We start from the raw sequence: 11,975 nt of genomic DNA on the forward strand, positions 1-11,975 counted from the left end.
CCGGGCGGTGCCGTCTCCGGCACGCCCTGGGGCCCTTCGATCACATGTTGTGGCGCATCCGGCGGTGATGCTTCATCATCTTCTTGTGCTTCATGCGCTTGCGCATCATCGGACGCTGGGCCGGAGCGGCGCCCTGCTCCATCGCGGCGGCCTCGCCGGCGCGCTCCATGCCGCCGCGCGGGCCACCGGCCTGCGCGCCAGAGGCGTTGTAGGGCGAGTTACCCTGGGCGTAGGCGGAGCCCGCGAGGAGCGTCAGCGACGCGGCGGCCAACAGAAGTTTCCTCATCATCAATCCCTGGCGTAGACCGGCGCAGGCAAAGCGTCGCACCTCGTCAGGCGCGTTGCCGCTGCGTCGGAAAATAAGCGGCCCAGACGAGACTTGGTTCCGCAGTCCCCGCCCTTGCAGCGCACAATTGCCGGGAGCGTTAACTCGGCCTATGTCGCGTCCCGTCCCGGCCCGGCCGCGACCGAGCACGAGGGGAGCGGGTGGCGGTGGCCAGCAGCGGTTCGGCCTATCTCCTGCTGGATGTCGCCGGCACGGCCTGCGCCCTGCCCCGCAGCGCGGTCGCCGAGATCCTGCCGCTCCCGGATCTCCACACGCCCCCCGCGGCCGGAGGCTGGCTCCTCGGCTTCCTCAATCTCGGCGGCGCGCCGATTCCGGTGATCGATCTGGCGACCCTGCTGGGCCTGCGCCCGGCGGTCGCGGCGCCCGGCCTCTACGCCCACCTCGCGCTGATGCAGGGCGAGGCCGTCGCCTATCTCGTCGATCGCGTGGCGGATCTCATGACCGTCCCGGACTCCGCGGTCCGGCAGGCCGAGGAGGCCGATACCCTCAACGGCTGCGTCGCCGCCGAGCTGGTCCTCGGCGAGCGCCTCGTCCACGCGCTGGCGCCGGAGCGTCTCCTGACCGCGCAGGAACGCATCCGCGTCGACGCCCTGACGCGGGCCGCCGCCGAACGTCTCGCCGCGCTGCCGCACTCCGTCTGACCGCGCGATGGCCCGTCCGGGTAGTCCCCGTCCCGATCTGGGTGCCGATCCCGCCTACGCGCCCCTCAAGGCGCGGATCATCGCGCGCACCGGCCATCATTACTACATCGACAAGGACGAGTTGCTGATCGAGCGGCTGCACCGCCGCTTCCGCGCCGCGGCCGTGGCCGACTGCGCCGCTTACGCGGGTCTCCTGTCTGACGGCGCGTCGGGAGAGGCGGAATGGGCCCGGCTCGAGGCCGAGATCACCGTCGGCGAGACGTTCTTCTTCCGCTACGCCGAGCAGTTCCAGGCGCTGCGCGAGACGATCCTGCCGGCGCTGATCGCCGCCCGGGCCTCCGAACGCGTCCTGCGCATCTGGAGTGCGGGCTGCTCCACGGGGGCCGAGCCCTATTCCCTGGCGATCCTGGTGCACGAACTGCTCGGCGATGCCCTGCCCGACTGGCGGGTCTCGATCCTCGGAACCGACATCAGCACCGAGGCGCTGGCCACCGCCCGCGCCGCCGAGTACGGCCGATGGGCCCTGCGGACGATGCCGCCGGAGGACCGGCTGCGCTACTTCACCCGTCTGCCGGCCGCTCCGGGCATCCGGCGCGAGGGCGGCTACGCCCTGCGGCCGGAATTCCGCGGACCGGTCCGGTTCGAGCGGGGCAACCTGCTCACCCTTGCCGCCCCCGTCCCGTCGCAGGGCGAGCCGTTCGACCTGATCCTCTGCCGGAACGTGCTGATCTACTTCGAGGCCCGGACGGTGGCCGCCGTGGTGCGCGGTCTGGGCCGCAGGCTGCGGCCGGACGGGTGGCTGCTGCTCGGCCACGCCGAGCCGAGTCCCGCCTTCGCGAGCTTCCTCGACGCCGTCAGCCTGCCCGGCACCGTGGCCTACCGCCCTCGCCCCGAGGCGCCGCCGCTCGCCCTGGCCGCCGTGCCGGCGGCGGATCCGCCCCGTCCGGCGCCACAGGGGGCGGAGCCGTGCGGCCAGAAGCCCAGCCGGATTCCGACCCCGTCCGCCGCGGCCGTCGACGCGGCCGTCGACGCTGCTGCCGATCCCGCCCCGAACCCGGCTGCCGATGCCGCAGCCGGGACGATCTCCGCCGAGACGATCTCCGCCGAGACGGGGCCCCCGGACGCTTGGTCGGCCGAGGAGGAGGCGGGAGGGCTCGACCGCATCCGCACGCTCGCCGATGCCGGGGAGACCGGCGCGGCCTGGCGGGCCCTGCGGACCGCGCTGGATCGAGATCCGACCGACACGGCCCTGCGCTTCTACGAGGGGCTGCTGGCCCATACCCTCGGGCGCGACGCCGAGGCCGAGCGGGCGCTTCGGGCCGCGCTCTACCTCGACCGGGGCTTCGTGATGGCGCACTATCACCTCGGCCTGCTGCTGATCGCGCTGCAGCGCCCGCACGAGGCCGTTCGCGCCCTCGACAATGCCGTCGCCTTGAGTCAAGCCCTCGGGCCGGACACGGCGCTGCCCGAGGGCGACGGCGCCTCCGCCGGCGAGATCGCGGCCAGTGCGGCCGCGGCCCGCGCCGCGCTCGGCGTCACCGACAGCAGGAGGTCCTGATGGGGGCACGCCCGAGTGCGCAGGAGGCCCGGCCGCGGACGCGGCCGGAGCGGGATCTGCGCGCCGAGCGCGCGGTCGCCCTCGCCCGCCGCGGTGCGGTCGCGGCGGCCGCCGGCCTGGACATCGACCAGCTCGTCTGCGCCTGCGGCAGCGAGCGTTATGGCCTGCCCCTGGCAGCCGTCGCGCAGGTCCTCCCGTCACGCCCCTGCACGCCGATGCCCGGCGCGGTGCCGGCGCTGGACGGCCTCATCGCCCTGTCCGGGCGGATCGTCGGGGTCCTCAGCCTCGCCCGGGCTCTCGGCCGGCCCGACGCGGCATCGGATGCGGGGTCGGAGGGTCATCTGATCGTGCTGCGCGGGCCCCATCCGCAGCCCCTCGCCCTCGCGGTGGACCGCGTGCTCGGCATCGCCCGGGTCGCCGCCTCCGGCGAGGCCGCCGTCGATCCCGACGGCTTGGGCAACGAGGCCGCTTCGGTCTATGCGCCGGGCTCCGCCTCCGGAGCGGTCGGCGACGGCCGCCCCGACTTCGTCGTCATCGACCTCCCCCGTCTCCTGCGCCGCGCCCTGCCCTGAAACGGGCCGCCTGCCCCAACCGGAGCCCTCCCCGCCCGTGTCGCTCTCGATCGGAAAACGCATCCTTCTCGGCTTCTTCGCCATCACCGCCGTGGTGGTGGCGCTCGGGCTCTACGCCCTTGAGCAGATCGGAGCGGTGCGCGACACGACCGACGCGATCGTCCGGCGGGACATGACGGTCCTGCGCCAGCTCGACGATCTCGGGAACGAGGCGCGCGATCTCGGTCTCCTGCGCCGCACCGCCGTGATCGGGATGCTGATGCAGGCTCAGGGCCGCCCGGCCCAGACCGGCGAGACCCTCACGGCCTGGCGCCAGACCGCGGCCCAGGTGGAGAACCGGCTCGCCACGACGATCCAGCTCGCCGGCGAGTACCGGGCGCAGGGCATTTCCGCCGAGCGCATCGCGGCCTGGGACCGCATCGCCGCCGCGGCGAACACGGTCCAGGGCTTCTTCCGCGAGGTCAAGGCCCAGGGCGAAGCGCAGTTCGCCGCCATCGCCCAGCAGGATGTCGCGGCGGTCGAGGCCCGCAACGCGGAGATCAGCCGCCTGCAGGCGCCCTTCCTCGACGGGATCAAGAACCTCCGGTCGCAACTCGACGGCAGCATGGCCCTGGGCCAGCGCGCCGCGCAGGCGGTCTACGAGCGCTCGCGCCTCTCGATCTACCTGACCCTGGCCGCCTCGGTGCTGCTGGCGCTCCTGATCACGTGGCTGATCAGCCGCGCGGTGGTGCGCCCCCTCGAATCGGTCATGGCCTTCGTCGCCCGCGTCGGCGAGGGCGACCTGTCCGGCCAGCTGACGGCGGGCGGCCGCGACGAGATCGGTCAGCTCTCCGCGCGTCTCAACACGATGGTTGCGGGTCTGTCGGATCTGGCGCGGACCAACCGGGCGGCGACGGCGGACCTGAACGCGGCGGCGGCGGAGATCCGCGCCTCGGCGCAGGAGCAGGCGGCCTCGGTGGAGCAGCAATTCGCGGCGGTGCAGGAGACGGCGGCGACGGTCGACGAGATCACCCATTCGGGCGCGCAGATCAGCAAGCGGGCCACCGAGGTGATCGCCACCGCCCAGGCGACCGCGCAGACCTCCCGCCAGGGCCTGCGCGCCGTGTCCGACACCGCCAAGGCCATGGAGGCGATCCGCGAGCAGGCGGAGGCGGTGGCCGGCAACATCGTCAGCCTGTCGGAGAAGACCCAGACGATCGGCGACATCATCGAGACGGTCAACGACATCTCGGAGCGCACGCACCTGCTGGCGCTCAACGCCGCCATCGAGGCGGCGGCGGCCGGCGAGAGCGGGCGCAGCTTCGCGGTGGTCGCTTCCGAGATGAAGCTCCTGGCCGATCAGGCCAAGGCGGCCACCGGCCAGGTGCGGGGGATCCTGGGCGAGATCCAGCGGGGCATCAACACCTCGGTGATGCTCACCGAGGAGGCGGTCAAGCGCGCCGCCGCCGGCAAGACGCGCTCGGACACGACGCAGCGGACCATCGAGGAGATCACCGCCCGGGTGGAGGAGAACGTCCAGACCTTCCAGCAGATCGTCGCCTCGACCAACCAGCAGCAGCTCGGCATCGAGCAGGTGATGGGCGCGCTCCAGAACATCCGCCAGGCCAGCCAGCAGACCGCGGCCGGCACCCGGCAGGTCGAGGCCGCCTCCGCCAACCTCACCGAACTCGCCCAGGCCCTCATGGCCCTCGCCGAACGCTACCGGAACTGAGGCGGCGCGCCCCTTGGCCGAGGACATCCGCAAGCTCCTGCTCGCCGCCTTCGATGTGGAGCATCGGGAGCACGTCACGGCGATCCGCGGGGCGCTCGGCAGCGCCACGCCGGATTGGAACGACGTCTTCCGCCGGGCCCACAGCCTGAAGGGGGCGGCGCGCGCCGTCGACCTCCCCGCGGTCGAGGCGGTCGCCCACCGCCTCGAGACCCTGTTCGAGGGCGTGCGCACCGGCGCCACCGCCCTCGACCGCGAGGCGGCCAACGCCGTCCACCTCGTCCTCGACCGGATCGAGTCCTACGTCGCCGGCCTCACGGACGGGGCCGGCCCGGAGATGCCGCCCGACGCCCTGGCGGCGCTCGGGCGCCTCCTCGATCTGCCCGGGGAAACGCCGCCGCCCGGCCCGGCCTCGGCTCCGGCCCCGAGCCCGCCCGACATGCCGGCGGCCCCGTCACCGACCCCGTCACCGGCCGCGCCTGCGCCGAAGCCGGCCCCCGAGCCGGCCGAAGCCTCCGCCGCCATCCTGCGGGTGCCGGCGGACGCCGTCGAGGCGCTGGCCCGGGCGAGCCACGATCTGGCCAGCACCCTGGCGGGCCAAGCGCCCGCAGCCGACGGCCTCGCCCGCCTCGCCCGCCTCGCCCGCGACCTGCGCCTCGGCGCGGAGACCCTCGCCGCCGGGGCCGGCGCGGAGCGGCCCGAATGGCGCGCCTTCGCGGCCCGCGCCGACGCCTTCGCCCGGGAGGCCGCGGATCTGTCGCGGCGCCAAGCTTCCGCGACCAGCGCGGTCGAGGGGGCGGCGACCCGCGTCCGGGCCGCCGCCGAGCGCCTCGCCCTGGTGCCGGCCGAGACCGTGCTGGCGCCGCTGGCCCGGTCGCTGCGCGAGACGGCCCGGGAGCAGGGCCGCGAGGTCGATATCGACCTGCGGGGCCTCGACCTGCCGGTGGAGCGCGGCACGCTGCAGGCCCTGAAGGATCCGCTGCTCCACGCCCTCCGCAACGCCCTCAGCCACGGCTGGGAGGCGCCGGAGGTGCGGCGCGCGGCCGGCAAGCCGGAAGCCCTGGGCCTCGGGCTCGCGGTCGCAGTGCAGGGCTCCCGCCTTCAGGTCACCGTCTTCGACGATGGGCCCGGGCCGGACCTCGCCCGGATCGAGGCGGCGGCCCGGGCCCGCGGCCTCCTCGGCCCCGCGGCCGCCGCCGACCCGGAGACCCTGCTGCGCCTCGTCTTCGAGCCCGGCTTCTCCACCGCCGAGGCGGTCGATACCCTGTCGGGGCGCGGCTACGGCCTCTCGGTCGCCGCGGACGCCGCCCGCCAGCTCATGGGCAGCGTCCGCCTGGAGCCGCGCGATCCGGCCGGCACCGCCCTGATCTTCAGCCTGCCGCTCTCGGCGGCCCGGCGCAGCCTGCTGCTGGTCGAGGCGGCCGGGCGCAGCTACGCGCTGCCGGGGGGCGCCGTGGAGCGCCTCCTGCGCCTCAAGCGCGGCGAACTCCCGGTCGCGATGGGGCGGACGATCCTGCGGCTCGGTGAGGGGGATGCGGCGACGAGCCACCCGGTCACGGACCTCGCCGCGATCCTCGGACAGTCGGCCGATCCCGCCGATCCCGGCATGCTGACCGCCGTGGTGCTGCGGACCCGCGGCGGCCGTCTGGCCCTTTCGGTCGATCGTCTGCACGACGTCCGTCCGTTCCTGGTCCTGCCCGCGCCCGCCTTCGGGGCCGATCCGGGCCTGATCGCCGGCACGGCGGTCCTGCACGGGGACGTGCCGGTCCTGGTCCTCGATCCCGAGGGGATCGCGGTGCGCGCCCTGGCCGGGGCGTCGGGCGGGTCGCTCGGAACGATGGGGCCGGCTCAACGTTCGACGACTCCCGTGTCGCCGCGCGCATCCGCCCGCGCGACGATTCTGGTCGTCGACGATTCGATCACCACCCGGACCTTGGAGAAGGGCATCTTGGAAGCCGCCGGCTACCGTGTGGTCGTTTGCGTCGACGGGCAGGATGCCCTCGAACGGCTGCGCGCCGAGATCGAGCCCGTGGACCTGGTTCTCGCCGACGTGGAGATGCCACGGCTCGACGGGTTCGGCCTGCTCAAGGCCCTCCGGGCCGACGAGCGCTTCGCCCGGCTTCCGACGATCCTGATGACCTCCCGCGGGGATGCCGCCGACGTCGCCCGGGGCCTGGATCTCGGCGCCGACGCCTACCTCACCAAGCAGAAGTTCGACCAGCGCCAGTTGCTGGATACGATCGGGCAGCTCCTATGACCCCCGTCCGTGTGATGCTCGTGGAGGACAGCCTCGTGGTGCGCGAGCTGCTGCGCCACATCGTCTCCCGCGATCCCCGCCTCGAACTCGTGGCCGCGGTCGCCTCCGGCGAGGAGGCCCTCGACAAGCTCCGGACCGTGCGGCCGGACGTGATCTCGATGGATATCCGCCTTCCGGGCATCGACGGGCTCGAGACGACCCGCCGGATCATGGCCGAGCACCCGACACCGATCGTCGTCGTGGCGGATTCGGTCGAGGATTCCTCGCTGCGCATCTCCATGAACGCGCTGCGGGCCGGGGCCCTGTCGGTGGTCGAGAAGCCGGTGGCCACGACCCATGCCGGCTATGAGGGCGTGGCCGGCGAGATCTGCACGCAGCTGCGGATCATGGCCCAGGTTCCGGTCATCCGCCGCCGCCCGATCGGCACCGAATGGGCGGGCCGTGCCGTCGCCGCGCCCCACGCGCCGCCGGCCGAGCTGACCGGGCAGGCCCCGAGCCTCCTGGGCATCGCCGCCTCGACGGGCGGCCCCCCGGCGCTGGCGCGGGTGATCGGCGCCCTGCCCCAGGATTTCCCGCTGCCGGTGCTGGTGGTCCAGCACATGGGGGCGGCCTTCATGGACGGGTTCGCCAGCTGGCTCGACAGCGTCGTGACCCTGCCGGTGGCGCTGGCCCGGGACGGGGAGCGGGCCGAAGCCGGCCGCGTCTACGTGGCCCCGGGCGACCGCCACCTAGAGATCGGCTCCGGCCGGATCCTGCGGGTGATCGATTCCGCGCCGGTCTCGGGCCAGCGCCCCGCCGCCACCGTGCTGTTCCGGTCCATGGCCCGGCAATCCGGAGCCTCCGGCATCGGCGTGCTGCTCACCGGCATGGGCGAGGACGGAGCCATCGGTCTCGCCGACATGCAGAAGGCCGGCGCCCAGACCGTCGCCGAGCATGAGAGCACCGCGGTCGTCTACGGCATGCCGGCGGCGGCCGTACGGCTCGGGGCCGCCCGGGCCGTTCTCCCCCTCGACCGAATCGCCGACCACGTCCTGCGCCTCGTGGACGGGGGGGCTCGGCCGTGATCGAGGCCGGCACGGTTGAGGTGCCGGCCCGGATCCTGCTCGTCGAGGATTCGGAGACGCAGGCCCTGGAGCTGCGTCTGCTCCTGGAGGCGCACGGATTCGCCGTGGAGCGCTGCGCCTCCGCCGAGACCGCCCTCGACCACCTCAACCGCAGCCAGCCCGATCTCGTGGTGGCCGACTATCACCTGCCGGGCATGAACGGCGACGAGCTGATCCGGCAGATGCGCCTGTCCCTGCGCACCCGGGCCCTCCCCGTCCTGATGCTGACCGGCGGCAGCGGGGGCGAGCGTCAGGGCCTCGAGAGCGGCGCCGACGCCTACCTGCCGAAATCCGCCGATCGCGACCTGATGATCCTGCGGATCCGCGCCCTGCTGCGCGAGCGTCGCCCCGCAAGCGAGGGCGAGGGCCCGGGTGCGGCCGCGTTCCGGCGCGGGCGGATCCTGGTGATCGACGGGAGCGCGACGTACCGGACCTTCCTCGCCGGCCTGATGGGCCAGGACGGCCACCACGTGGTCAGCGCCGACGGGCCGGACGCGGCGCTGGCCGCCCTGGACGCGGCGGCCGGCGCCGAGGCCTTCGACTGCGTGACGGTCGATCTCCTGGGCCACGCCTATGACGGCCTCGCCCTGTGCCAGGTGATCAGCGAGCGGCGCTCCGGCCAGGCGGCGGGTGCGGGCTTCCACCTCGTCGGGATCGCCGGCAGCGATCCGGCCAAGACTTTCCTCGTCGAAGCCTACGCGGCCGGGGCCGACGACGTGGTCTCGAAGACCGATGCCGAGGTCCTGGCGCTGCGGGTGCGCGGCTTCGTGCGGCGGCGCCTGCTGGAGGAGGATGACCGGCGCATCGCCGGCCAGTTCGGCGAGCGCGAGCGGGCGGTGGAGCGCGCCCGCGCCGAGGCCGAGGCGGCCGAGGCGCGGGCCGGGCTCGCCGACGCCCTGGAGCGCGCCAACCGCGACCTCGCCGACGCCAATCGCCAACTCACCGAGGCGCAGTCCAAGCTCGTCCAGGCCGCCAAGATGGCTTCGCTGGGCGAACTGGTGGCCGGCATCGCCCACGAGATCAACAACCCGCTGGCCTTCATCCTGGCCCATCAGGGCACGGTCGAACGCCTGCTCGGCGAATTGCCGGATGCCGCGCCGGACGCGGCCGCCCGCGCCGTCGACAAGGCCCGGCAACGGGTCGGCTCGATGCGGATGGGGCTGACCCGGATCCAGGATCTCGTGCTGAACCTGCGGAAGTTCTCGCGCCTCGACGAGGGCGAACGTGCCCTGGTCAACGTCCCGGAGGCGATCGAGACGGTGCTGGCCCTGATCCAGCACAAGCTCGGCGACCGGATCGCCGTGGAGCGCAGCTTCGCGGGGCGCGCCGAGATCCACTGCACCCCGGCGCTGCTCAATCAGGTGGTGATGAACATCCTGGGCAACGCCGCCGACGCGATGCCGGAGGGCGGCACGATCCGGATCACGACCCAGTCGAGCCCAGAGTTCGACGAGATCCGTATCAGCGATACCGGTCCCGGAATCCCGGATACGTTGCGGGAGAAGATCTTCGAGCCGTTCTTCACGACGAAACCGGTGGGCTCCGGTACCGGTCTGGGTCTTGCGATTGCATACAGCGTCGTTCAAGCGCATAGCGGCTCGCTCACCGTGGAGACGGCCCCGGGTGGGGGAGCCTGCTTCGTGATCGGGATCCCGCGGCAGGCGCCAGTGCATGAGTGACGGTACGGCAGGTGTAGGGACGATCCTGGCCGTCGACGACGAGCCGGATATCCTGATCGCCCTGGAGGACCTGTTCGAGGAGTCCTACCGGGTGCTGACGACCTCGCGCCCAGCGGAGGCGCTGGAGATCCTGCGCGCCGAGCCCGACATCGCCGTCGTGCTCTCCGACCAGCGCATGCCCGGCCTGACCGGCGACGCGCTCCTCGCCGAGGCCCGCACCTTTCACGACGCGCAGGCGATCTTGCTGACCGGCTACGCCGACATCACCGCGGTGATCGCCGCCCTCAACCGCGGCGGCATCGTCGGTTACGTCACCAAGCCCTGGGATGCCGGCCTGCTGCGCTCCACCGTCCGGCAGGCCTTCGAGCGCCATAGCCTCGGCCGGGACCTCGCCACCGAGCGGGCGCTCCTGCGCGGCCTCCTCGACCACGCCCAGGACGCGATCAGCTTCAAGGACGCCCAGGGCCGGTTCGTGCGGCTGAACGCCCGCAAGGCCGCCCTCCTCGGCCACGACATCGCCGCCTGCCTCGGGCGGCGCGAGGGCGAGCTCCTCGGCCCGAAGGCGGCCCCGGTGACGGCGGCGGACGAGGCGGCGATCCGCTCCGGGGCGGTGGCCGAGAGCCTCATCAGCGATGGCCCGACGGGGGCCGAGCAGTGGAGCCACGTGACGCGCGTGCCGATCCGCGACGCCGGCGGCTCGATCAGCCACCTCGCGATGATCGAGCGCGACGTGACCGAGCAGCGGACCCTGGAGGCCCGGCTGCGGCAATCGGACAAGATGCAGGCGCTGGGCACCCTCGCGGGGGGCATCGCGCACGATTTCAACAATCTCCTGACCGCGATCCTCGGCAGCCTCGAACTCGCCGCCCCGAAGGTTGCCGACCAACCGCGGGTCCAGCGGCTGATCGAGAACGCCCGCGGAGCCGCCGAACGCGGCGCGTCCCTGACGAAGCGCCTCCTCAGCTTCAGCCGTGCCCACGACCTCCAGGCACGGGCCGTCGACGTGAACACCCTGATCACCGGGATGAGCGACCTGTTCGGGCGCAGCCTCGGCGGCCTCGTCACGGTCCAGACCGACCTCGAGGAGGGTCTTGCGGCGGTCCAGGTCGATCCGGACCAGCTCGAACTCGCCGTGCTCAACCTCTGCATCAACGCCCGGGACGCCATGCCGGACGGGGGCGCCATCACGGTGGCGACCCGGCAACTCAGCATCGACGGCGATCCCGAGATCGCCGACGGCACCTATCTGGGCATCAGCGTCACCGACGAGGGCACCGGCATACCGGAGGAGATCCTGCGCCGGGTCTGCGAGCCGTTCTTCACAACCAAGGCGGTCGGCCAGGGGACGGGGCTCGGGCTCGCCATGGTGTTCGGCCTCGCACAGCAATCTAAGGGCCGGCTGGTGATCGACAGCGTGGTCGGGCGCGGTACCCGTGTCGAGCTGGCTCTGCCCTTCGCCGACCAGGCCCCCGAGCAGGCCGCCGAGGCGTCCGGTGCCGCCCCGGTCGCCGGCCGGCGCGCCCGCGTCCTCATCGTCGACGACGACCCGCAGGTGCGGCACGTGACGGCCTCCTTCCTGACCGGATTCGGCCACAGCACTACGGAGGCCGGCGATGGCGAGGCTGCGCTCCGGCTTCTCCAGGGGGACCGCTACGACATCGTCGTGGCCGATCTGGCCATGCCCGGCATGAGCGGCATCGAGCTGGCCGCCGAGATCCGCGACCGGGATCCGCACATGCCGGTCCTGATCCTCACGGGCCACGCCGATGCGATGCAGATCCCCGAGGACCTGCCGGTGCTCGCCAAGCCGTTCCGCTCGGCCGATCTCGCGGCCCGGGTCGCCACGCTGCTGGAGGGTGCGGTCGGGACCTCCGTCTGAGGGGGGGCTTGCAACCAACCGGTTGCCGGCTCATTCTCTCTCCGTGGAGCCCGATGGCTCCGGGTTACGAAGAGGAGGTGGACCATGAGCAATCACGGCATCTTCCCGCGCCGCAGGCGTGACAACGATCTGGACCAGGACGGTCCACCGGACGAGTTCCGGCAGGGATAGGGGTTTTCGGAACGCGGCGCGGTCGAGTTCCCGGCCCGTACGATACGGGCCGCCAGGGCGA

The 11,975-nt window shown here is 73.3% G+C and carries 9 protein-coding genes; 8 read left to right on the top strand and 1 reads right to left on the bottom strand.

The features are described from left to right. Window positions 1-40: 40 nt before the first annotated feature. On the bottom strand, window positions 41-286 hold the full coding sequence (locus MCBMB27_RS08490) for a hypothetical protein (protein WP_051044842.1): 246 nt from the start codon (window positions 284-286) through the stop codon (window positions 41-43). A gap of 206 nt (window positions 287-492) precedes the next feature. On the opposite strand from MCBMB27_RS08490, the gene MCBMB27_RS08495 reads away from it, so the two are divergent. The 8 genes from MCBMB27_RS08495 to MCBMB27_RS08530 are packed head-to-tail and all read left to right on the top strand — an operon-like array spanning window position 493 to window position 11,743. Further along, entirely contained in the window at window positions 493-987 is a 495-nt protein-coding gene (locus tag MCBMB27_RS08495; RefSeq protein ID WP_075381902.1) for a chemotaxis protein CheW, read from the top strand. A gap of 7 nt (window positions 988-994) precedes the next feature. Continuing rightward, entirely contained in the window at window positions 995-2,545 is a 1,551-nt protein-coding gene (locus MCBMB27_RS08500) for a CheR family methyltransferase (RefSeq protein WP_075380230.1), read from the top strand. Then, complete coding sequence (locus MCBMB27_RS08505; RefSeq protein ID WP_043352543.1) at window positions 2,545-3,117, top strand: chemotaxis protein CheW; 573 nt, start codon at window positions 2,545-2,547, stop codon at window positions 3,115-3,117. Before MCBMB27_RS08500 ends, MCBMB27_RS08505 begins: the two co-directional genes overlap by 1 nt. Before the next feature lie 37 nt (window positions 3,118-3,154). Further along, window positions 3,155-4,828 carry a methyl-accepting chemotaxis protein gene (locus MCBMB27_RS08510; RefSeq protein WP_075380231.1) on the top strand — a complete coding sequence of 558 codons (1,674 nt, stop codon included), beginning with the start codon at window positions 3,155-3,157 and terminating at the stop codon, window positions 4,826-4,828. Between the two features lie 13 nt (window positions 4,829-4,841). Further along, complete coding sequence (locus tag MCBMB27_RS08515; protein WP_075380232.1) at window positions 4,842-7,082, top strand: hybrid sensor histidine kinase/response regulator; 2,241 nt, start codon at window positions 4,842-4,844, stop codon at window positions 7,080-7,082. Then, window positions 7,079-8,146 (top strand): chemotaxis-specific protein-glutamate methyltransferase CheB, encoded by a 1,068-nt coding sequence (cheB, locus tag MCBMB27_RS08520; protein ID WP_043387373.1) that lies wholly within the window; start codon window positions 7,079-7,081, stop codon window positions 8,144-8,146. The genes MCBMB27_RS08515 and cheB overlap by 4 nt, the downstream gene beginning before the upstream one ends. After that, the gene (locus tag MCBMB27_RS08525) at window positions 8,143-9,864 is read left to right on the top strand and encodes a response regulator (RefSeq protein WP_043387375.1); all 1,722 of its coding nucleotides are present in this window, start codon (window positions 8,143-8,145) and stop codon (window positions 9,862-9,864) included. Before cheB ends, MCBMB27_RS08525 begins: the two co-directional genes overlap by 4 nt. Continuing rightward, window positions 9,857-11,743: a response regulator gene (locus MCBMB27_RS08530; RefSeq protein ID WP_075380233.1), complete on the top strand. Its 1,887-nt coding sequence runs from the start codon at window positions 9,857-9,859 to the stop codon at window positions 11,741-11,743. Before MCBMB27_RS08525 ends, MCBMB27_RS08530 begins: the two co-directional genes overlap by 8 nt. Window positions 11,744-11,975 lie beyond the last annotated feature (232 nt).

It is taken from the genome of Methylobacterium phyllosphaerae (assembly GCF_001936175.1).
Lineage (GTDB): Bacteria > Pseudomonadota > Alphaproteobacteria > Rhizobiales > Beijerinckiaceae > Methylobacterium > Methylobacterium fujisawaense.

What these genes read in the sequence shown, in the direction of transcription:
- MCBMB27_RS08490 (WP_051044842.1), bottom strand. Translation starts at nt 286, where the DNA reads ATGAGGAAACTTCTGTTGGCCGCCGCGTCGCTGACGCTCCTCGCGGGC.
- MCBMB27_RS08500 (WP_075380230.1), top strand. Translation starts at nt 995, where the DNA reads ATGGCCCGTCCGGGTAGTCCCCGTCCCGATCTGGGTGCCGATCCCGCC.
- MCBMB27_RS08505 (WP_043352543.1), top strand. Translation starts at nt 2,545, where the DNA reads ATGGGGGCACGCCCGAGTGCGCAGGAGGCCCGGCCGCGGACGCGGCCG.
- cheB (WP_043387373.1), top strand. Translation starts at nt 7,079, where the DNA reads ATGACCCCCGTCCGTGTGATGCTCGTGGAGGACAGCCTCGTGGTGCGC.
- MCBMB27_RS08530 (WP_075380233.1), top strand. Translation starts at nt 9,857, where the DNA reads ATGAGTGACGGTACGGCAGGTGTAGGGACGATCCTGGCCGTCGACGAC.